The sequence below is a fragment of the Mesorhizobium sp. NZP2298 genome (assembly GCF_013170825.1).
GTDB lineage: Bacteria > Pseudomonadota > Alphaproteobacteria > Rhizobiales > Rhizobiaceae > Mesorhizobium.
On sequence record NZ_CP033365.1, the window covers coordinates 94,910 to 115,609 of the forward strand.

A 20,700-nucleotide genomic window follows, 5' to 3' on the forward strand; every position below is an offset into this window, starting at 1 on the left:
TTCCATTTGGCGGAACCCTACGACGGCGTGCCGGTGGGCCCTGCGGGGTTGCAGGCGCTGTTTCAATCTCAGTGATATCAGTGAGCTGATTAAACTTCCTTACTGCGCTTGATGCTCATCCGTGGCTTTCGACGCGGAAATGAACATCGTTCACAACCGAAGTCTATCATTTTTTGAACAGCGTTCAAGCGGAAAATGAACAACGTTCACCGCAACTTGAAGCAGCGACGGCGGCCAGCGGCGTTTGTAAGGGGTCAGGGCGCCCCAATTGCCGGGCCTGCTCCGAGCGTCGCCACTGTCTTCAGCGCGCCGTCGAGCATGTCGCCCTTCTCGTCCTTGAGGGCCGCCTCGCGCAGGCGGCGGATCCAGTCGGCGGCATCGGCTCGGCCCTTGAGCATGGGAAGCGCCGACAGCACGCGGTCGAATTTCGACTGGGCGCGGACATGGGTGTCGCTGTAGCCCTTGATCAGCCGGCGACAGTTGAGGATTTCGACGGCGAGCGCATGGTCCTGGGACACATGGGCGAGCGCCAGCGCGTACCAGCGATCGAGATGGCTCATCTCGACCTTGTGGCGCAGCAGGCTGCGGCGCCAGCGGCGCAGGCCGCCGATGAACCAGAGGGCCGCAAAGCCGGCAAAGCTGTCGGTGCGGATGCGGCGGCCGTGGTTGATGCGCCGGTCGAGAAAGGCGGCGAGCTTCGGCCGGTTCTCAATGTAGCTGCCGAGCCCCGCCGGCAGTGTGCCGCAGAACTCTTCGATGCGCGGATGGAAATATTCGGTCACCTGCAGGACCGAGCCCTCCTTGACGCCAACCTCCTTGCGCACACGCCGATCACGGGTCGAACGCGTCTTCAGATCGGCAACGCGGATCATGTCGTCATAGCAGAGCGCGTTGGCGAGATGCTTGGCGGCGGCGATGGACAGCGCATGGGCATGGTCGGCGCTATCCAGCGCGACGGCCTTGTCCAGCCGGTCAAGATACTCGCCACCATAGGCGATGTCCTGATAGTCGACGACCTTCCTCAGGCCCCGTAGCGCCATGTCGCGCACGGCGACGGGCATCAGGTCGATGCGAGCGGCGAGCACCTGCCAGCCCTGCAGCAGGCTTTGCGGGCCGGTCACGCGTCCCGCACCCAATGCGGATTCGACAATCACAGGCTCCGCCTGTTTTGGCGCAGATCCGGCCGTGCCGCGCGCGCGGTCAAACGCGGCGCCAAAGGCGGCAAGACTCGCCTGGACGCCACGGCCCCCGGCGCCAATCGCCTGTTCATAGCTTTCGCGCGTGAACGGCAGCGCGTCTGACCCCGCCAGCGCGCCAAGCAGGCTGGCCGAGATCATCGAACCGTTGTCGGCGGCGATCTTTTCCATGTCGAAAGCGATGAAGCGCTTCGATGCGGCCTCCGCCGTCGCATGCACCTTGGAGGACGAGGCTCGGCCATCCCCCGGCTCGATTTTTTCCGACACGGCGGCGATGCGATGCGACGAGGCGATCAGTGTCGTGCGCTCGGGCGTGACGAAGCCGCGGATGATGGCGCGGCCGGCCTCCATCAATTCGGCGGCGATCAGGATGTCGACATCGCCTTGCGAGGGCGACAGTGCGAAGACCGGCAGCCGGCCGGTGTCGCGGGCCATCTCGACATAGTAGATCGTCGCGCCGGTGCGCTGGGCGACGCCGGCGACCGAGGTCGATTGCGCGACATAGCCATTGCGCTCGGCGACGTCGGTGATCCAGTCGGCCAGCACACCGCCGCCCTGGCCACCGACCGCCAGCACGGCGAGCTTGATGACGCGCTCGTCGTCCTGGGCGCTGGCCTTGGCGCGAAGTGGCGGGACAGCGTCAAGCATCGGCGAAAGTCAGGCGCCGGCTTTCGCGGCGGCGCTGCAACAGGCTGATCACGGCGCGGCGCGCGCTTTCCAGGAAGCGGTCCCAACGGCTCGGATTGTGCACGACGTCGGCACGATAGAAGGACGGGCAGAGCACCGCCGCATCGGCGACCTCGCCGCAATTGCCGCAACCGACGCAGTTCTGGTCGATGGACGCCACCGGATCGTCGCGCAGCGGATCGTCGAGCGACTTTACCGACAGCGACGGGCAGCCGGACAGCCGCATGCAGGCATGGTCGCCTGTGCAGATGTCCTCGTCGACGCCGAATTTCGGTTTGACGACCCTTGTCCCGCCCTTGATCGCCTTGTCGACCAGCGGCTTTTCGCGGCGCTGGCGGTTGAGCATGCATTCGGACGAGGCGACGATGACCTTCGGCCCCTTCTCCTCCGTCGTCAGCGCCTCGCGCAGCGTGGCTTGCATCTTGCCGACATCGTAGGTGCGGTCGACATGACGCAGCCATTTGACGCCCATGCCCTTCACCGCTTCGGTGATCGGATGTTTTGTCGACTTGGTCTTGTTGCCCGCGCGCGACGACAGGATGTCCTGCCCACCGGTGGCGGCCGAATAGAAATTGTCGACGATGACGATGACGCCGTCATTCTTGTTGAACACGGCATTGCCGATCGAGGAGGTCAGGCCGTTGTGCCAGAAGCCGCCATCGCCGACGAAGGAGATCGAGCGGCGCTTGGCGTCGGGCGAATTGAACGCCGAGGCCGAGGCCGGGCCGAGACCATAGCCCATCGTGGTGGCGCCGAGTTCGAAAGGCGGCATGATCGAGAACAGATGGCAGCCTATGTCGGAGGCGATGTGGTGCTTGCCGAGTTCCTGCTCGACCAGTTTGGTCGCGGCGAAGATCGGCCGCTCCGGGCAGCCGATGCAGAAGCCCGGCGGGCGGCCCGGCACGACGTTGACGAGGTCCGCGGTGTCGACGCCATCGCCGACCTTGTTGGGCGCGCGCACTTCACCTGGGAGCAGATGCGGCGCCTCGGCGCGCAGGAACGTGCCGATGCCGTCGAGCATGACCTGGCCGGTGTATTCGCCGGCCATCGGCAGATGCTCCTTGCCGACCAGCCTGGTGCCGCGCCCGGCCTTGTGCAGCATCGAAGCAAAGGCCTGTTCGATGTAGTTGGGCTGGCCTTCCTCGACGACCAGCACCGCCTGCTTGCCCTCGCAGAACGACAGGAACTCGTCGTCGATCAGGGGATAGACGGCGTTGAGCACATAAAGCGGCACGTCGGTGTCGCCATAGGTGTCGGCAAGACCGAGACGCTGCAAGGCACGGATGACCGAATTGTACATGCCGCCCTGCATGACGATGCCTACCGAGCCGTGGTCCGACCCGAAGAATTCGTTGATCTTGTTCTTGGCGATGAAATCGACCGCCGCCGGCCAGCGCTTCTGCACCTTCTCCTTCTCATGCAGGAAGGAGGCGGGCGGCAGCACGATGCGGCCGGTGTCGCGGCGCGGTGCTTCCAACGCATCGGCCACCGTCATCGGCGGCCGCTTGTTGTCCTTGGCGATGAAATGGCCGTGGACGTGGCAGCAGCGGATGCGAACCTGCAGCATGACCGGCGTGTTGGAAATCTCGGACAGCTCGAAGCCGTCCTCAACCGCCTTGACGATCGACGGCAGGTTCGGACGCGGGTCGAGCAGCCAGACCTGGCTCTTCATGGCAAAGGCATGGCTGCGCTCCTGCATGATCGAGGAGCCCTCGCCATAGTCCTCGCCGACGATGATCAGCGCGCCACCGGTGACGCCGCCAGACGCGAGGTTGGCGAGCGCGTCGGAGGCGACGTTGGTGCCGACGGTCGACTTGAAGGTCGCCGCGCCGCGGATCGGATAGTGCACCGAGGCGGCCAGCATGGCGGTGGCGGTCGCTTCCGAGGCGCTGGCCTCGAAATGCACGCCGAGTTCGCCCAGAATGTCCTGCGCGTCGGCCAGCACATCCATCAGATGGCTGATCGGCGCGCCCTGATAGCCGCCGACATAGCCGACGCCGCATTGCAGCAGCGCCTTGGTGATGGCGAGGATGCCTTCGCCGGCGAATTCCTCGCCTGCGCCGAGCCTGAGTTTCTCGACTTCCTTGGCAAAAGACCGTTCGGCCATTTCTTCAATCCTTCCGTTACCGCCCAGCCCGTTATCGGCTGGCACTGGCGGCGCGTAGGTCTAGATGTCGTGCTTGCGAATGTTCTTCAGCATCTTCTGCAGCGTCGCGATGAGTGCCGCGTATTCGGCATCGTCGACATCGTCGAACATTGCCTCGAACGCATCATGCATGGCCGGCCAGGCGCGCGTGAACTCGGCGCGACCCTCGTCGGTCAGGAACACATGGCGGATGCGGCTGTCGGTGACGCCCTGCTCGCGCCGCACGAAGCCCTGCCCCTCCAGCGTGTCGAGCGTGCGGCTCAAGGTCGACTGCTCGATGACCGTATAGACCGAGAGGTCGTTGACGGTGACGCCGTCCGTGACCGACAGAACGGCCAGCGTGCGCACCTGCGGAATGGTCAGGCCCTGCTTGCGGAAATCGTCGCGCAAGGTGGCGTTGTAGCGGCCCATGATGCGGTTCATCAGATAGGGCGCGAATTGCTGCAGGCCGATCTGCCCCAGGGTCGACATGCGCTGGCGCTTCTCCCCAACCTTCTGCTCCATCACAGCCTCCCCGCCAGGAGAAAGCCGGAACCGCCGCCGAGGCCTGCACCCGGATGGGTCGAGGCGCCGATATGGTAGAGGTTCTTGATACCGGTCTGGTGATTGCGGCTGGTCTTGAACGGCCGCCACAGGAAGGACTGGTCGATGGTCGAGGAGCCGCCATAAGGGTCGCCGCCGACCAGATTGATGTTCATCGCCTCGAGATCGGCCGGCGAATAGGCGCGGCGGGCAATCACACTGTCCTTGAAACCGTCAATGTGGCCGGCGAGGATCGCTTCGGCGCGATCGGCGTAGGCCTCGCGCAGCGCCTCGGTCCATTGCCCGTCAGCCGGGGCCTGCAGCTTGCCGGCGGCGTCGCCCTTGATGTACCGGGGCGCCTCGGGCAGTTGCAGCCAAAGGATCGCCTTGCCCGCCGGACAGCGCGAGGGATCGAGCGCATGCGGCTGGCCGACACAGATGGTGGGCACCTCCGGCAGCATGCCGCGCACCGCCTCGTTGCAGGCCTTGGAGACGCCATCCAGTCCCGGCGTCAGATGCAGCAACGCCACCTTGTCCAGCCCCTCGCCGCGCCATGCCGGCGGCTTGTCGAGGGCGTAATGGATCTGGAAATTGCCCTTGCCGTAGCGATATTTCCGCGTCGCATCGACATCGGCTTGGGCAGCATCCGTGCCGAGCAGCCGACCGTAAAGCTGTGTCGGCGTGACCGAGCAGATCACGCTCTTCTTCGCATGAACCGTTTCGCCCGAGGCCAGCCGCACGCCGGTGGCGCGGCCCCCGGCCAGGATGATGGAAGCAACGTCCGCTCCTGTGGAGATGACGCCGCCGCGCTCGGTGATCAATGCCTCGAAAGTCGACAGCAGGTTCCTTGCCCCGCCCTTGACGATCGGCGCGCCGGCCGCCTCGAGCGCGAAGGCAATCACCTTGGCGATCTGGCCGGAGAACGCATCCTCGGGGCCTAGTCCGGCATGCAGTACCCAGGGCGCCCAGAGCGCCCGGATGGTTTCGGACTGGTAAGTACCTTCCAGCCAGCCACGCGCCGGCACCAGGGCGTCGCCGAGAAAGGCGGCAAGGCCGCGCGAGCCACGCCGCCAGGCATCACCGGCCAACAGCTTCGCCGTCGGATAAGACCAGAGCGCCCCGCCGAGCAGACCGAACAGCAGGCCGGCATTGCGCTCGATGCCGCCGACATCGTCCGCGTGCCGATCGCCGTCACCCGCCGCGATTGCGTTGAGTGCGGCGACATTGGCGGCACGGTCGGTGCCGAGCACCGCATGGCTGCCATCCGGCCGAAGCACACCGGTCGGCGTTGCGGTGTGGCAGAATTCCAGCCCATGCCGCGCCAGGTCCTTGCCGAGTGCGGCGAAGGCCGGCGAGGTGATGAACAGCACGAAGGTGGTCGCCATCACATCGTGGACGAAGCCGGGCGCGGTGATCTCCTCGGTGCGCATGCAGCCGCCGATGCGGTCGTTGCGCTCGAGAACGAGCACATCGGCGCCCTTGCCGCCAAGCATCGCCGCGCAAACCAGCGCATTGATGCCGCTGCCGACGATGATGTGGTCGGGCGCTTTCATTGACAGTTTCTCTCGACCGTCGGGGCTGCGCGCATGATCTTCTCCCGAAGACCCCACCTCGCTCTATTTGCCCGATACCAGCGCCAATGCGCGGATCGGGCTGCCGGTGCCGTGCTCGATCTTGAGCGGCGCCGCGATCAGGATCGCGCCCTTCGGCGGCAACTGATCGAGATTGCAGAGGCTGGCGAGGCCGTAGCGGTTGGCCTTGTGCATCAGCGTGTGCGCCGGGAATGGCGGTTCCATGCCGCCGGCCTTGCCGGCGTCGGTGCCAATGGTCTCCGAGCCCCAGCCCTTGATGTCCTTGCTGATCAGGAACTGGATGGCTTCAGCCGTCGGGCCGGGCGTATGCGGGCCGGTCTCGTTGGCGTTGAGGAACTCGGCTTCCGAGCCGTTGCGCTTGTACCAGTCGGTGCGCATCACCACCCACTCGCCGGCGTTGATGGCGCCATGCTTGGCTTCCCATGCCTTGATGTGGTCGACGGTGAGCAGGAAATCGGGATCGGCGGCGGCTTCCTTCGAGCAGTCGATGACATTGACCGGGCCGACGAAGTTCTGCGCCGGAATGGTGTCGGTGGCGCCGTCCGGGTAATCCTTGCCGCTGATCCAGTGCTGAGGCGCATCGAAATGCGTGCCCGAATGCTCGCCAAGCTTCAGCCAGTTCCATGCCCACCAGGGACCGTTCTTGTCGTAACGGGAGATGTTATGGATCTCGACCTTCGGCGTGTCGACCGCGAGTTCCGGCGGCAGCTTGATCAGCGGTGTATCGGGACCGAGCGGTGCCGACAGGTCGACCACCTTGATGGCGCCGGAAAGAAGCTGGCCGGCGACCTCGCCGAGGAGTTTTTGGGTGTCCATGGTCTCTGTTCCCTCTTTTCGATGATGATCAAGGCTCGTCGCGGCCCTTAATATCCTACTAGACGAAAACATATGCATCTGCAATTATCTTTAAGCATAAAGGAAATGGGAACGGGGCGTGAGCGAGTTCGACGCCATCTTTGTCGGGGCGGGCCACAACAGTCTGGCATGCGCCGCGCATCTGGCGCTCAAAGGCTGGAAAACCGGGATCTTTGAGCGCAATGCAACAATCGGTGGCGCTGTCCAGACCCGTGAATTCACCCTTCCCGGCTTCCGCCACGATTTCGGCGCGATGAATCTGAGCCTGTTTGCCGGCTCCGCCTTCCATCGGAAATATGCAAATGGATTGAAAGCGCAGGGGCTGGAGTTCGCGCCCGTCGCCGACTGCTTTGCCAGCGCGTTTCCGGATGGACGCTGGTTCGGCGTCAGCAACGATCTGGAAAAGACCGCAACGCGCATGGCCGCTTTCTCCGCTGCCGACGCAGCGACATGGCGCAAGCTGGTCGCAGCCTTCCCGGCGGAAGCCGAGCATCTGTTCCGGCTGCTCGGCTCGCCGATGGGCGCTCGCGCGCTTGCCGGCACGGCGTGGAACCTGTGGCGCAAGAAGGGTGTCACCGGCGCACTCGACACCGGTCGGCTGCTGTTGTCGTCGCCACGCGCCTGGCTCGAGGAGACTTTCGAGTCCCCACATGTGCGGGCAACGCTCGCCACCTGGGGCATGCATCTCGATTTCGCGCCCGATATCGCCGGCGGTGCAGTGTTCCCCTACCTGGAATCGATGGCGAACCAAAGCTTCGGCATGGTGCTGGGCAAGGGCGGGGCGGACACCATCATCCGGGCTCTGGCCGGCATGGTGACCTCCGCCGGCGGCCAGATCGTCACTGGCGCCGATGTGGCCGAGATCACCGTATCCGGCGGCAAGGCGACGGGGGTGCGACTCGCTTCCGGTGAGACGCATACCGCCACCAAGGCGGTCATCGCAGGCGTCGCACCCCGGGCGCTGACCGGCAAGCTGCTGCCCAACGGTTCCGGCGACGCCGGCTTTGACACGTCGATGAAAAAGTTCCGCCACGCACCAGGCACGATGATGATCCACCTGGCGCTCGACGATCTGCCGGACTGGAGCGCGGGGGCCGAGCTTAGGCAGTTCGCCTATGTGCATCTGTCGCCCTCGCTCGACGCGATGTCGCGCACCTATCAGCAGGCGATGGCGGGCATGCTGCCGGACGAGCCGGTGCTGGTCGTCGGCCAGCCCTCCGCGATCGACCCGTCGCGCGCGCCTCAGGGCAAGCATGTGCTGTGGGTGCAGGTGCGCATGCTGCCAGCCGACATCCTGGGTGATGCATCGGCCAGGATCGCGCCCGCGCATTGGGATCAGGCCAAGGAGGCCTACGCCGGGCGCGTGCTCGACATCATCGAGACCTATGCGCCCGGCCTGGGGGGCAAAATTCTCGGCCGGGCGGTGTTCTCGCCCATCGACCTCGAACGCGAGAACCCGAACCTCGTCGGCGGCGACCAGGTCTGCGGCAGCCACCATCTGGCGCAGAACTTTTTGTTCCGCCCGGCGCGCGGCTATGCCGGCTGGAACACGCCGGTCAATAATCTGCATCTAACGGGCGCCGCGACATGGCCGGGCGCCGGCACCGGTGCGGCCTCCGGCTTCATGCTCGCGCAACAGCTTGGCGGGAGGTAGGCCGACAATTTTATCGGGGCGACGAGAGGCAAGGCGCTGCTGCCCACGAAGCCTGAACCAATGACCTGACACTGCCGCGCAAAGACAATAACCAACAAGGGGAACGACCATGACAATCAACAGACGCGAATTGCTTGGATACAGTGCCGCCGCACTTGGTGTGGCCGCCGTTGGCCTGCCGCGGATCGCCAAGGCGGCCGCCGGCGAACTGACCATCGCCTACAATGTCAACCTGCCCTCCTGGGATCCGACCACCGGACCCTCGGCCGTCAACCCGACGATCCAGGGCCTCTATCAATCGGTCTTCGACCAGTTCATCCCACAGAAGCCGGACCTGTCCTTCGCGCCGGGCCTGCTCACCGAATGGGGCTGGAACGACGACCGCACCAAGGTGACGATGACGGTGCGCGAAGGCGTGACCTGGCATGACGGCTCGCCGTTCACGCCCGAGGACGTGGTCTGGTCGCTGCAGCGGGCAGGCGACGAAAAGACCGGCAATCCGATCCAGTTCGTCTGGAAGAACGTCAACAACTTCAAGATCGACGGCAACAAGATCACCGGCGACGTCGTGCAGTTCGACCCGGTCTATTTCAAGTGGATGTCGTTCCTGACCGGCTACATCCTGCCGAAGGCCTATTACGAGAAGGTCGGCGCCGAAGGTTTCGAGAAGGCGCCGATCGGCACCGGCCCGTACATGGTCGAAAAGTTCGAACGCAACGCCTTCCTGCGGCTCAAGGCCAATGCGAACTATTGGGGCGGCAAGCCGGCCTTCGAGAATGTGACGATCAAGTTCGTCACCGACGCGGCGAGCCGCGTGGCCGAGATCGAGTCCGGCTCCTCGCAGGTGACGCTCGAAATCCCGTACGAGGAATATGACCGGCTGATCGCCAAGGACGGGCTGGCCGGCTCGTGCAAGAACGTATCCGACATCGGCATGATCTTCTTCAACAACAAGGACGCCATGCTGGACAAGAATGTCCGGCAGGCGGCCGTGATGGCAGTGGACAAGGAGCTTCTGGTCAAGCGGCTGCTGCGCGGCTACGGCCAGCCGATCGCGACGCTGGAGACGCCGGAATACGCGGCCTTCGACCCATCGATCAAGGTCGAGCACAATCCGGAAAAGGCCAAGGAGTTGCTCGCCGCCTCCGGCTACTCGCCGGAGAAGCCGGCCAAGGTCACCATCCAGACGACCAAGGGCTTCAAGCCCAAGGACTACGAGATGGTGCAGGCGATCGTCGGCATGTGGCGCAAGGTCGGCATCGAGGCGACGATCGAGGTCTACGAGATTGCCAAGCACTATGAACTGCGCGCCGCGCACAAGCTGGCGCCGGCGGCCTTCTACAATTGGGGCAACGCCATCGGCGATCCGACCACCTCGACCGGTTTCGCCATGTTCGGGCCGTCGCCGCACTCGTCCTGGAAGACCGACGATCTCGACGCCAAGATCGGTCCGCTCTGGGGCGAGAAGGACGAGGCCAAGCGCATCGCCGGCTGGAAGGCGGTCGACAAATACATCGCCGAGCAGGCCTATGTGCTGCCGCTGCTGCAGTTCGCCCAGCCGATCGTGCATGCCAAGGGCGTCAACGTCGTGCAGCATATCTCGGGCGCGCTGCTGCCGGCGCTGATGACCCCGGCCTGATATCGGCCTGGAATTGCCGCGCGCCGTCCATAGCGACGGCGCGCATTTTTCTATCAGGCATACGAGCCCGTGGGCTCCTGCAAAGATTTACATGCTCCTGCAACGATTCCTGATCCGTCTCCTGACGATGCTGATCACGCTGTTCGGCGTGGCCATCGTCGTCTTCGTCGTGATCCGCGTCGCGCCCGGCGATCCGATCGCCATGATGCTGCCGCCCGGCGCGACGGATGCCGACATCGCCCGCCTGCGCGCGCTGTACGGGCTCGACAAGACCATCGTCCAGCAATTCTTCATCTGGCTGTCCGGCGTGGTGCGCGGCGATTTCGGCACCTCGATCTCGCTGCGGCAAGACGTGCTCGGCCTGGTCTTCAACCGGCTGCCGGCGACGTTGGAGCTCGCGATCGTCGCGCTGGTCATGGCGGTGGCGCTCGGCGGCACGACGGCGATCCTCGGCGCGCGTGAGCGTGGCACGGCGGTCGAGGCCGGCATCGACATCGCCAGCGGTGCGGCACTCTCCATTCCCGATTTCCTGTGGGGCCTGGTGCTGATCCTTTTGTTCGGCGTTCTGGTGCCGATCTTCGACATTTCCGGCCGGGTCTCTCCACAGCTCGATTTGCCCTTCGTCACCCAGTTCTATTTCTTCGAGAGCCTGCTTCGGCTGCGCTTCGACCTGACCTGGGATCTGTTGAAGCACATGCTGATGCCGGCCGTTGCGCTGGCGCTGCCGCTGGCTGCAATCATCGCGCAGTTGCTGAAACAGTCGCTGAAGGAAGTGCTCGACCTCGACTATGTCGTGCTGGCCCGGGTGAAAGGATTTTCGGAGACGCAGGTCATCTTGCGCGAAGCGCTGAAGAACGCCGCTTTGCCGACCCTGACCCTGGTCGGCGTGCAGTTCACATTCCTCATCGGCGGCACGGTCATCGTCGAGCGGCTGTTCTCCTACGAAGGCCTCGGCAACATGGCGATCGATGCCGTCATCAACCGCGACCTGCCGCTCATCCAGGGCATCGTGCTGGTCTTCGCGCTGCTGTTCGTGCTGATCAACCTCGCTGTCGACATGATGTATGCGCTGCTTAATCCGAGGCTGCGCCATGGCTAGAGCCACAAGACGCGGACTGAGCCCCAGGCTGTGGCTCGCCGGCGGCTGGCTGCTGCTGGCGCTGCTGGCGGCGATCTTCGCGCCACTGGTCGCGCCGCAGGATCCGCTGGCACAGGATCTGATGCTGGAGCGGCTGCCGCCTTTCTGGCTCGATGGCGCCGAGCCCGGCTATTGGCTGGGCACCGACAGTCTCGGCCGCGATCTGTTGTCCAGGCTCATCTTCGGCGGCCGCATCGCCTTCATCGTCGCCTTTGCCGCGGCCATCGCCGCCTGCCTGGTCGGCTCGACACTCGGGCTGATCGCGGGCTATTTCGGCGGCTGGGCCGACCGCGTCATCTCGCGCATCGTCGATGTCTGGATGGCGTTTCCGCCAGTGCTGTTCGCTATCCTTTTGGTGGCCGTGCTGGGAACGGGCTTGAGCTCCGTCATCCTGGCCATTGCCATCATCGACTGGACGCGCTTTTGCCGGGTGATCCGCGCCGAGGCGATGGGCCAGTCGCGCATGGACTATGTCGAAAATGCCCGCATCGCCGGCTATGGCCGCATCGGCATCATGCTGCGCGAAGTACTGCCCAATGTGGTGCCGTCGATCGTGGCGCTGCTGTCGCTGGAGATGGGCATCGCCGTCATCGTCGAGGCGATCCTGTCCTTCGTCAATCTGTCGATCTCGACCGACGACCCGACCTGGGGCGGCCTCATCGCCGAGGGCCGGCTGTCGATCCACCAGGCGTGGTGGGTGCTGGTGTTTCCGCTGATCACGCTCATCCTCACCGTGCTGTCGTTCAGCCAGTTCGGCGAAGCGTTGAAGACGCGTTTCGATCCGGTGCTGCGATGAACGCCTGTCTCGACATCGCCAATCTCAGCGCCGTGCTGCCGAACGGCGCCCGCGTGCTGCGCTCGGTGTCCCTCTCGGTGCAGCCCGGCGAGGTCCGCGCCCTGGTCGGCGAGAGCGGCGCCGGCAAGACAATGATAGGCAAGGCGGTGCTTGGCGTGTTGCCATCAAGCGTGCGCATCGTCGAAGGCGACATGCTGCTTGAAGGCGAAGCCCTCGGCAAATTGCAGCCAAAGGCGCGGCGTACGCTGATCGGCGCGCGCACCGCACTGATCCCTCAGGACCCGCTGACCGCGCTCAACCCGTCGCGTCGCATCGGGCCGCAGATGACCGACCGGCTGGTGCGCATTCTCGGCTGGAGCAGCGACAAGGCCGACACACGGATCCGGCACTTGCTTGACGAGGTGCAGATCCGCGACCCCGACCGCGTGCTGAAAAGCTATCCGCATGAGCTCTCCGGCGGCATGCGCCAGCGTGTGCTGATCGCCGCCGCCTTCGCCGCCGAGCCCCGGCTGATCGTCGCCGACGAACCGACCACGGCACTCGACGTCACTGTGCAGAAGCAGATCCTGCGGCTGATCGCTGCGTTGCAGCGCGAGCACGGCACCGCGATCCTGTTCGTCACCCACGATCTCGGCGTCGTCGCCAAGATCAGCCAGAAGGTCTCGGTTCTCTATGCCGGCAAAGTGGTGGAGGAGGCTGAGACGGCCGCTCTCTTCGCGACGCCGCGGCATCCCTATACGCGCGCGCTGATGGCGGCGACGCCGCGCTACACCGATCCATTCGCCTCGCTGAAACCAGTGGACGAAGCGGTGCTGGCAGGGCTTGCGGCGGAGATCGCGGCGGCGGACCAGGCGTGGAGGCCCAGCCATGGCTGAACCGCTGTTTTCCGTGCGCGGGCTGAAGGTCGCGCTGCCAGACATGACACGCAAGCCGCTGATCGGCCGCGCGCCCTTGGCCGAGATCTTGAAGGGCCTGGATTTCGACCTGCCCAGGGGTTCGGTGACCGGCATTGTCGGCGAATCCGGGTCCGGCAAGTCGACGCTCGGCCGCGCTTTGGTGCGGCTCTTGGAACCCAGCGCCGGCTCGATCAGCTTCGACGGCCGCGATATCACGCATCTGCCGGAAGCGGAGTTGCGGCCATTGCGCCGCGACCTGCAGATGATTTTCCAGGATCCGATGTCGTCGCTCAATCCGCGCCGCACCATCGCCAGCATCATTGCCGCGCCGCTCAAGCAGAACGGGCTTGGCGACAGGCTCAAGGAACGCGTCGCCGAGGCGCTGCAGCGCGTCGGGCTGCCGCAAAGCTTCGCCACCCGCTATCGCCACGAACTGTCGGGTGGCCAGCGCCAGCGGGTCGGCATCGCGCGCGCCCTGGCGCTGTCGCCGAAATTCGTGCTGGCCGACGAGATCGTCTCCGGCCTCGACGTGTCGACACAGGCGCAGATCCTCACCCTTCTGGAAAAGCTGGCGGCGGAGATGGGCCTGACCGTCGCCTTCATCAGCCACGATTTGTCCGTCATCCGGCGGCTGTGCCGGCAAGTGATCGTCATGCGCGAAGGCGTGATCGTCGAAGCCAGCGCCACCGACGCTTTGTTCGACAGCCCTGGAAAGGCCTACACGCGCGATCTCATCGCAGCCATTCCGCTGCCCGAGATCGATGCCGGCTGGCTGGACATCCCTTCAGCCGGCAAGGCGCCGCCATGATTGCATACGCACGCCGAAAAGCGGGCCTCGGACGTGCGACCGGCAAACAACCAGGTCCCGCCAATGGAGAGGACTGACATGAAGACGATACTTCGAAACGCAACGCTCGCCGCCGCTGTCCTTGGCAGCGCCGGCATGGCCTCGGCGGATTCGATCCCCGGCATGCGCGGCCACGATCACACCGGCATCACCGTTCCCGACATGAAGCAGGCGGTCGACTTCTTCACCGAAGTGGTCGGCTGCAAGAAGGCGATGTCCTTCGGCCCATTCGCCGACGACAAGGGCACCTTCATGCAGGATCTTCTGGGCGTCGATCCCAAGGCTGTCATCGAACAGGTCACCATGGTTCGTTGCGGCTATGGATCGAACATCGAGCTGTTCAAATACACCGCGCCCGACCAGAAGAACCTGACGCCGAAGAACAGCGACATTGGCGGTTTTCACATCGCCTTCTATGTCGATGATGTCGCCGCGGCGAAAGCCTATCTCGACGGCAAGGGCGTCAAGACGCGCATGGGGCCCTTGCCGGTGAAGGAAGGCCCTGCCGCCGGCCAGACCATTCTCTATTTCCAGGCTCCCTGGGGACTGCAACTGGAAGCGATCAGCTATCCCGACGGCATGGCCTATGAGAAGGGTGCCGAGACAGTGCTGTGGAGCCCGAAGAACCCGGACAAGTGACCACCCGGCGCGCGCTTGCGGTTCGACACGCAAGCGCGCCGCCCAATACCCGCACAATGATTTCGATATAGAACTTTAAGCTTGAAATATCTTGCCGCCGGCGCGATACTTGAAGACACAGCAAGCGAAGAGGAGATCGCACACATGAAGGTTGCGGTTCTCGGCGGCGGACCAGCCGGCCTCTACTTTGCCATTTCGATGAAGCTCCGGGACGCCGCCCACGATGTGACGGTGTTCGAGCGCAACCGCGCCGACGACACATTCGGCTGGGGCGTGGTGCTGTCGGCCGAAACGCTTGAGAATCTCGCGAAGAACGATCCAGTCAGCGCCGTCTGGATCAAGAAGCATTTTGCCTATTGGGACGACATTGCCGTCATTCATGACGGCGTGCGCACGGTCTCGTCAGGCCACGGCTTCTGCGGCATCGGCCGCAAGCGGCTGTTGATCCTGCTGCAGCGCCGCGCCCGCGAACTCGGCGTCAAGCTGATGTTCGAGACCGATATCGCCGATCCCCGCCCCTATATGGAGACGCATGATCTGGTCGTCGCCGCCGACGGGCTGAACTCCAGGGCGCGCAACACCTTCGTCGACGTCTTCAAACCCGATATCGACACCCGCAAATGCAAGTTCGTCTGGCTCGGCACCCACCAGAAATTCGACGACGCCTTCACCTTCATCTTCGAGAAGACCGAGCATGGCTGGGTGTGGGCGCACGCCTACCAGTTCGACAGCGACACCGCGACCTTCATCGTCGAGTGCAGCGAACAGACCTGGGCTGCCTTCGGCTTCGGCGCGATGACGCAGCAGGAATCCATCGCGGTGTGCGAACGCATCTTCGCCAAGCATCTCGGTGGCCATGCGCTTATGACCAATGCCAACCATATCAGGGGTTCGGCCTGGATCAATTTCCCGCGCGTGCTTTGCGAGCGCTGGTCGTATAAGAACCTGGCACTGATGGGCGATGCCGCCGCATCGGCGCATTTCTCGATCGGCTCAGGCACCAAGCTGGCGCTGGAAAGTGCCGTGGCGCTGGCCGACTATGTCGAAACCGAGCCGGATCTCGACGCGGCGTTCCGTAAATATGAGGACGCCCGCCGCACCGAGGTGCTGAAGCTGCAATCGGCGGCGCGTAATTCGCTCGAATGGTTCGAGGAGGTCGAGCGCTATCTCGGCCTCGACCCGGTGCAGTTCAACTATTCGCTGCTGACCCGCTCGCAGCGCATCAGCCACGAGAATTTGCGGCTGCGCGATGCCGAATGGCTGGGCGGCGCCGAGGAATGGTTCCAGCGCCAGGCGGGTGCCGGCGGCAACAGGCTGCGCCGGGCGCCGATGTTCGCGCCCTTCAAGCTGCGCGACCTCAGGCTCAACAACCGCGTCGTCGTCTCGCCGATGGCGCAGTACAAGGCCGTCGACGGCTGCCCGACCGACTGGCATTTCACCCATTATGCCGAGCGCGCCAAGGGCGGCGCCGGCCTCGTCTATATCGAGATGACCTGCGTCAGCCCGCAAGGGCGCATCACACCCGGATGCCCCGGCTTCTACGCGCCTGAGCACGAGGTGGCGTGGAAGCGGCTGGTCGACTTTGTCCATACCGAGACCGAGGCGAAGATCTGCGCTCAGATCGGCCATTCCGGTGCCAAGGGTTCGACCCGGCTGGGTTGGGAAGGCACCGACGTGCCGCTGGCCTCGGGCAACTGGCCGATCATGGCCGCATCGGCCGTCGCATGGTCGCCCGAAAACCAGGTCCCGAAGGCGATGGACCGAGCCGACATGGATCTGGTGCGCGACCAGTTCGTGGCTTCTGCCGAGATGGCTGATCGCTGCGGCTTCGATATGCTGGAGATCCACGCCGCGCACGGCTATCTCCTGTCGTCCTTCATCACGCCGGTCACCAACCGGCGCACGGACGCCTATGGCGGTTCGCTTGAGAACCGCATGCGCTATCCCCTTGAAATCTTCCACGCGGTGCGCGCCGCCTGGCCGGCACAAAAGCCGATCTCGATGCGCATCTCGGCCAATGACTGGGTCGGCATCGAAGGCGTGACACCGGCCGATGCGGTCGAGATCGCGCGGCTGCTGCATGAAGCTGGCGTCGACATATGCGACGTCTCGGCCGGCCAGACTTCGGCACTGGCAAAGCCGGTCTACGGCCGCATGTTCCAGACGCCTTTTTCCGACCGCATCCGCAACGAGGTCGGCATGGCGACGATGGCGGTCGGCAACATCTACGAGCCGGACCATGTCAATTCGATCCTGATGGCCGGCCGCGCCGACCTGGTGGCGCTGGCACGGCCGCATCTTGCCGACCCCTACTGGACGCTGCATGCGGCAGTGACGCTTGGTGACCGCGCCGTCAAATGGCCCGATCCCTACCTGCCCGGGCGCGACCAGCTCTATCGTCTGGCGGAGCGCGATGCGGCAGCGGGGCTGAAAGTATGACGGCCGCAACAGCGATCTCCGGCAAGCATGCGCTGGTCACCGGCGGCGGCTCCGGCGTCGGCCGGGCCATCGCGCTGGCACTGGCTGGCGCTGGCATCAATGTGACCATCTGCGGCCGCCGTGAAGCAGAACTCGCAAAAGTTGCCGGCGAAAGCGAAGGCATTTTCGGCATCGCTGCCGATGTCACCAGCGAGGCATCCATGGCCTCGCTCTACGAGACGGCGCAAGCCGCGCGCGGGGCCTTCGACATCGTCGTCGCCAATGCCGGCATGGCCGGCAGCATGCCGGCGCACAAGACCGCGCTGGCCGACTGGCAGAAGACGCTCGACGTCAACCTGACCGGCGCCTTCCTGACTGTGAAGCCAGCGCTGGCCGGGATGGCCGCGCGCAAGGCAGGCCGCATCGTGTTTATCGCTTCGACGGCGGGATTGAAGGGCTACGCCTATGTCGCGCCTTACGTCGCGGCCAAGCATGGCGTCGTCGGCCTGATGCGGGCGCTTGCCGCCGAGACGGCGAAATCCGGCGTCACCGTCAACGCCGTGTGCCCGGGCTTCGTCGAGACCGACATGCTGGAGGAGTCCATCCAACGCATCGTCGAAAAGACCGGTCGCTCGGCCGGTGAGGCGCGGGCAAGCTTAGCCTCGACCAATCCGCAAGGCCGCTTCATCCAGCCGCAAGAGATCGCCGCCGCCGTGCTGTGGCTGTGCGGCGACGCGGCGGCATCGATCACCGGACAGGCAATTTCGATCTCAGGAGGCGAGACATGGTAGCCGGCCCGCTGCCCGCACCGTCGGGACCCGGCAAGGACAGGCTGCGCCTGTGGATCAGGCTGCTGCGTGCCTCGCGCACGATCGAGGCCGAACTGCGGGAGCGCCTGAAGAAAGAATTCGATACGACCTTGCCGCGCTTCGATGTGATGGCAGCACTCTACCGCGCCCCCGAAGGCATGCTGATGAGCGACCTGTCGCGCTTCCTGCTGGTCTCCAACGGCAATGTCACCGGCATTGTCGATCGGCTGGTTTCGGAAGGGCTGGTCGCCCGCGCCCGCCGCAATGGCGACCGCCGCACCTCCATGGTGCGGCTGACGGAGGAAGGCACCAAATCCTTCGCCACCATCGCCGCGGCGCATGAGGGCTGGATCGGTGAATTGCTGGGCAAGGTCAGCGAGGAAGATGCGCGCCGGCTGACCGGCATGCTGACCTCGTTCCGCAGCAACTGGGAGGGACGCGAATGACCGGGATGGCCGGCCTCAAGCCGAAGCATTTCCTGTGGGAGGTCGAGGGCAGGATCGCGAAGGTCCGGCTCGACCGGCCGGAGCGCAAGAACCCGCTGACCTTCGACAGCTATGCCGAGTTACGCGATACGTTCCGCGACCTTGTCTATGCCGACGATATCGACGCCGTGGTGTTCCTCTCCAATGGCGGCAATTTCTGCTCCGGCGGCGATGTCCACGACATTATCGGCCCGCTGGTCAAGATGGACATGAAGCAGCTCCTCGCCTTCACCCGCATGACCGGCGATTTCGTCAAGGCGATGCTGAATTGCGGCAAGCCGATCATCGCGGCTGTCGACGGTGTGGCGGTCGGCGCCGGCGCCATCATCGCCATGAGTTCCGATATCCGCATCGCCACGCCGGAAGCCAAGACCGCCTTCCTGTTCACCCGCGTCGGCCTCGCCGGCTGCGACATGGGCGCCTGCGCGATCCTGCCGCGCATCATCGGCCAGGGCCGTGCCGCCGAACTGCTCTACACCGGCCGCACCATGACGGCGGCCGAGGGCGAGCGCTGGGGCTTCTACAACAGGCTGGTCGATGCCGCATCGCTCGAGGCCGACGCGCTCGACATGGCAGCGCGCATCGTCTCCGGTCCGACCTTCGCCCATGGCATCACCAAGACGCAACTCAACCAGGAATGGTCGATGGGCCTCGATCAGGCGATCGAGGCGGAAGCACAGGCGCAAGCGATCTGCATGCAGACACGCGACTTCGAACGTGCCTACAAGGCGTTCGTGGCCAAGGAAAAGCCGGTGTTCGAGGGCAATTGATGGCTGACAAGAGTTTCCTCAACTGGCCGTTCTTCGAAGACCGTCATCGCGAGTTGGCCGAGCGTCTGGAAGCATGGTGCGCGAAGAACCTGCCGGTCGATCACCATGATGTCGATGCCGCCTGCCGCGAACTGGTGGCAAAGCTTGGCCAGGACGGCTGGCTGAAGCCGACGGCTGTTGACACCGACAATCCGGGGCCGCTCGACGTACGCACCTTGTGCATCACGCGCGAGACGCTGGCGCGCCATGACGGGCTCGCCGATTTCGCCTTCGCCATGCAGGGACTGGGCACAGGAGCGCTCAGCCTGTTCGGCACATCGAACCAGCAGCAATGGCTGGCCAAGACGCGTGCCGGCAAGGCGATCTCGGCCTTTGCCCTGTCGGAGCCACGGTCGGGATCGGATGTCGCCAACACCGAGATGACGGCGACCCGTGATGGCGACAGCTACATCCTGACAGGTGAGAAGACCTGGATTTCCAATGGTGGCATCGCCGATCTCTATGTCGTCTTTGCCCGCACCGGCGAGGCGCCGGGCGCCAAGGGGCTGTCCGCCTTTCTGGTGCCAGGCGACGCCAAGGGCCTTGGCATCGCCGAACGTCTCGAAGTGATCGCGCCGCATCCGTTGGCGCGGCTGTCCTTCGACAAGGTCCGCCTGCCCGCCGCCGCACTGATCGGCAAGCCCGGCGACGGCTTCCGCATCGCCATGTCGGTGCTCGACGTGTTCCGCTCGACGGTCGGCGCGGCGGCGCTCGGCTTTGCCCGCCGGGCACTCGATGAAAGCATCAAAAGGGTGGCCGAGCGCAAACTGTTCGGCGCGCCGATGGCCGAATTGCAGATGGTGCAGGGACATGTCGCCGACATGGCCCTCGACGTCGACGCGGCGGCGCTCCTGATCTACCGCGCCGCCTGGACCAAGGACATGGGCGCGGCGCGGGTGACACGCGAGGCGGCCATGGCCAAGCTGTTCGCCACCGACAAGGCGCAAGAGGTGATCGACAGAGCGGTGCAGTTGCATGGCGGCGACGGCGTCCGCAAAGGCCATATCGTCGAGAGCCTGTATCGCGAGATTCGCGCACTGCGCATCTATGAGGGTGCATCCGACGTGCAGAAAGTGGTCATCGCCAGGCAAGTTATGAGCGCGGGCTGACAGCGACATTGACGGCATTCGATTTTGACACTTGGTTTTTGGAATACGGGGAGGCTTGAAATGCACGAGGTTCTGCAGCCTGAAGGCTGGGCCAAACCGGTCGGCTACGCCAATGGCGTCGCGGCGCGTGGGCGTCTCATCTTCGTCGGCGGACAGGTCGGCTGGAACGGGCAATGCCAGTTCGAGACCGACGACTTTGTCGGCCAGGTGAAACAGACACTGGAGAACATCGTGGCGGTGCTGGCGGAGGCAGACGCCACGCCTCAGCACATCACCTCGATGACCTGGTATTTCACCGACAAAGCCGAATATCTGGCCAATCTCAGGGGCATCGGCGAAGCCTATCGCGAGGTGATCGGCCGGCATTTTCCGGCGATGGCCGCCATGCAGGTGGTGGCACTGGTCGAGGACCGCGCCAAGGTGGAAATCCAGGCGACCGCGGTCATACCGGATTAATCTGTCG

18 protein-coding genes are annotated in these 20,700 nt (G+C 64.7%); 13 read left to right on the forward strand and 5 right to left on the reverse strand.

Annotated elements, in window-relative coordinates; genetic code table 11:
• Nucleotides 1-254: 254 nt before the first annotated feature.
• From EB231_RS00480 to EB231_RS00500, 5 genes are all read right to left on the reverse strand, one after another.
• A complete protein-coding gene (locus tag EB231_RS00480; protein ID WP_172347124.1) occupies nucleotides 255-1,844 on the reverse strand; it encodes an indolepyruvate oxidoreductase subunit beta family protein in 1,590 nt (529 codons plus the stop codon).
• Nucleotides 1,837-3,990, reverse strand: a complete 2,154-nt coding sequence (locus EB231_RS00485; RefSeq protein WP_172347125.1) for a thiamine pyrophosphate-dependent enzyme — start codon at nucleotides 3,988-3,990, stop codon at nucleotides 1,837-1,839. The genes EB231_RS00480 and EB231_RS00485 overlap by 8 nt, the downstream gene beginning before the upstream one ends.
• Nucleotides 3,991-4,050: 60 nt before the next feature.
• A complete protein-coding gene (locus tag EB231_RS00490) occupies nucleotides 4,051-4,533 on the reverse strand; it encodes a MarR family winged helix-turn-helix transcriptional regulator (RefSeq protein WP_172347126.1) in 483 nt (160 codons plus the stop codon).
• Entirely contained in the window at nucleotides 4,533-6,104 is a 1,572-nt protein-coding gene (locus tag EB231_RS00495; protein ID WP_172347127.1) for a phytoene desaturase family protein, read from the reverse strand. Before EB231_RS00495 ends, EB231_RS00490 begins: the two co-directional genes overlap by 1 nt.
• A 63-nt stretch (nucleotides 6,105-6,167) precedes the next feature.
• Nucleotides 6,168-6,959 (reverse strand): cyclase family protein, encoded by a 792-nt coding sequence (locus tag EB231_RS00500; protein WP_136619887.1) that lies wholly within the window; start codon nucleotides 6,957-6,959, stop codon nucleotides 6,168-6,170.
• 118 nt (nucleotides 6,960-7,077) lie between these two features.
• Between EB231_RS00500 and EB231_RS00505 the strand changes: the two genes are divergently transcribed.
• The 13 genes from EB231_RS00505 to EB231_RS00565 all read left to right on the forward strand — a co-directional run bounded on the left by EB231_RS00505 (nucleotide 7,078) and on the right by EB231_RS00565 (nucleotide 20,693).
• On the forward strand, nucleotides 7,078-8,652 hold the full coding sequence (locus EB231_RS00505; protein WP_172347128.1) for a phytoene desaturase family protein: 1,575 nt from the start codon (nucleotides 7,078-7,080) through the stop codon (nucleotides 8,650-8,652).
• Nucleotides 8,653-8,761: 109 nt separating this feature from the next.
• Nucleotides 8,762-10,291, forward strand: a complete 1,530-nt coding sequence (locus EB231_RS00510; protein ID WP_172347129.1) for an ABC transporter substrate-binding protein — start codon at nucleotides 8,762-8,764, stop codon at nucleotides 10,289-10,291.
• 91 nt (nucleotides 10,292-10,382) lie between these two features.
• A complete protein-coding gene (locus EB231_RS00515) occupies nucleotides 10,383-11,390 on the forward strand; it encodes an ABC transporter permease (protein WP_172347130.1) in 1,008 nt (335 codons plus the stop codon).
• Nucleotides 11,356-12,225 carry an ABC transporter permease gene (locus EB231_RS00520; RefSeq protein ID WP_172347131.1) on the forward strand — a complete coding sequence of 290 codons (870 nt, stop codon included), beginning with the start codon at nucleotides 11,356-11,358 and terminating at the stop codon, nucleotides 12,223-12,225. The genes EB231_RS00515 and EB231_RS00520 overlap by 35 nt, the downstream gene beginning before the upstream one ends.
• Nucleotides 12,222-13,100, forward strand: a complete 879-nt coding sequence (locus EB231_RS00525; protein WP_172347132.1) for an ABC transporter ATP-binding protein — start codon at nucleotides 12,222-12,224, stop codon at nucleotides 13,098-13,100. Before EB231_RS00520 ends, EB231_RS00525 begins: the two co-directional genes overlap by 4 nt.
• The gene (locus EB231_RS00530) at nucleotides 13,093-13,929 is read left to right on the forward strand and encodes an ATP-binding cassette domain-containing protein (RefSeq protein WP_172347133.1); all 837 of its coding nucleotides are present in this window, start codon (nucleotides 13,093-13,095) and stop codon (nucleotides 13,927-13,929) included. Before EB231_RS00525 ends, EB231_RS00530 begins: the two co-directional genes overlap by 8 nt.
• A gap of 78 nt (nucleotides 13,930-14,007) precedes the next feature.
• On the forward strand, nucleotides 14,008-14,607 hold the full coding sequence (locus EB231_RS00535) for a VOC family protein (RefSeq protein ID WP_172347134.1): 600 nt from the start codon (nucleotides 14,008-14,010) through the stop codon (nucleotides 14,605-14,607).
• A gap of 144 nt (nucleotides 14,608-14,751) precedes the next feature.
• Complete coding sequence (locus tag EB231_RS00540; RefSeq protein ID WP_172347135.1) at nucleotides 14,752-17,046, forward strand: bifunctional salicylyl-CoA 5-hydroxylase/oxidoreductase; 2,295 nt, start codon at nucleotides 14,752-14,754, stop codon at nucleotides 17,044-17,046.
• The gene (locus EB231_RS00545) at nucleotides 17,043-17,816 is read left to right on the forward strand and encodes an SDR family NAD(P)-dependent oxidoreductase (RefSeq protein ID WP_172347136.1); all 774 of its coding nucleotides are present in this window, start codon (nucleotides 17,043-17,045) and stop codon (nucleotides 17,814-17,816) included. The genes EB231_RS00540 and EB231_RS00545 overlap by 4 nt, the downstream gene beginning before the upstream one ends.
• Nucleotides 17,810-18,280, forward strand: a complete 471-nt coding sequence (locus EB231_RS00550) for a MarR family winged helix-turn-helix transcriptional regulator (protein WP_056569752.1) — start codon at nucleotides 17,810-17,812, stop codon at nucleotides 18,278-18,280. The genes EB231_RS00545 and EB231_RS00550 overlap by 7 nt, the downstream gene beginning before the upstream one ends.
• A complete protein-coding gene (locus EB231_RS00555; protein ID WP_044548838.1) occupies nucleotides 18,277-19,089 on the forward strand; it encodes an enoyl-CoA hydratase family protein in 813 nt (270 codons plus the stop codon). The genes EB231_RS00550 and EB231_RS00555 overlap by 4 nt, the downstream gene beginning before the upstream one ends.
• Complete coding sequence (locus EB231_RS00560) at nucleotides 19,089-20,237, forward strand: acyl-CoA dehydrogenase family protein (protein WP_172347137.1); 1,149 nt, start codon at nucleotides 19,089-19,091, stop codon at nucleotides 20,235-20,237. The genes EB231_RS00555 and EB231_RS00560 overlap by 1 nt, the downstream gene beginning before the upstream one ends.
• A gap of 60 nt (nucleotides 20,238-20,297) precedes the next feature.
• Nucleotides 20,298-20,693, forward strand: coding sequence for a RidA family protein (locus tag EB231_RS00565; protein ID WP_172347138.1), 396 nt, complete (start codon nucleotides 20,298-20,300; stop codon nucleotides 20,691-20,693).
• Nucleotides 20,694-20,700 lie beyond the last annotated feature (7 nt).

Coding starts and splice junctions, on each gene's coding strand:
- EB231_RS00480 (WP_172347124.1), bottom strand. CDS start 1,844: ATGCTTGACGCTGTCCCGCCACTTCGCGCCAAGGCCAGCGCCCAGGAC.
- EB231_RS00485 (WP_172347125.1), bottom strand. CDS start 3,990: ATGGCCGAACGGTCTTTTGCCAAGGAAGTCGAGAAACTCAGGCTCGGC.
- EB231_RS00490 (WP_172347126.1), bottom strand. CDS start 4,533: ATGGAGCAGAAGGTTGGGGAGAAGCGCCAGCGCATGTCGACCCTGGGG.
- EB231_RS00495 (WP_172347127.1), bottom strand. CDS start 6,104: ATGAAAGCGCCCGACCACATCATCGTCGGCAGCGGCATCAATGCGCTG.
- EB231_RS00500 (WP_136619887.1), bottom strand. CDS start 6,959: ATGGACACCCAAAAACTCCTCGGCGAGGTCGCCGGCCAGCTTCTTTCC.
- EB231_RS00510 (WP_172347129.1), top strand. CDS start 8,762: ATGACAATCAACAGACGCGAATTGCTTGGATACAGTGCCGCCGCACTT.
- EB231_RS00515 (WP_172347130.1), top strand. CDS start 10,383: ATGCTCCTGCAACGATTCCTGATCCGTCTCCTGACGATGCTGATCACG.
- EB231_RS00520 (WP_172347131.1), top strand. CDS start 11,356: ATGCGCTGCTTAATCCGAGGCTGCGCCATGGCTAGAGCCACAAGACGC.
- EB231_RS00525 (WP_172347132.1), top strand. CDS start 12,222: ATGAACGCCTGTCTCGACATCGCCAATCTCAGCGCCGTGCTGCCGAAC.
- EB231_RS00530 (WP_172347133.1), top strand. CDS start 13,093: ATGGCTGAACCGCTGTTTTCCGTGCGCGGGCTGAAGGTCGCGCTGCCA.
- EB231_RS00535 (WP_172347134.1), top strand. CDS start 14,008: ATGAAGACGATACTTCGAAACGCAACGCTCGCCGCCGCTGTCCTTGGC.
- EB231_RS00540 (WP_172347135.1), top strand. CDS start 14,752: ATGAAGGTTGCGGTTCTCGGCGGCGGACCAGCCGGCCTCTACTTTGCC.
- EB231_RS00545 (WP_172347136.1), top strand. CDS start 17,043: ATGACGGCCGCAACAGCGATCTCCGGCAAGCATGCGCTGGTCACCGGC.
- EB231_RS00550 (WP_056569752.1), top strand. CDS start 17,810: ATGGTAGCCGGCCCGCTGCCCGCACCGTCGGGACCCGGCAAGGACAGG.
- EB231_RS00555 (WP_044548838.1), top strand. CDS start 18,277: ATGACCGGGATGGCCGGCCTCAAGCCGAAGCATTTCCTGTGGGAGGTC.
- EB231_RS00560 (WP_172347137.1), top strand. CDS start 19,089: ATGGCTGACAAGAGTTTCCTCAACTGGCCGTTCTTCGAAGACCGTCAT.
- EB231_RS00565 (WP_172347138.1), top strand. CDS start 20,298: ATGCACGAGGTTCTGCAGCCTGAAGGCTGGGCCAAACCGGTCGGCTAC.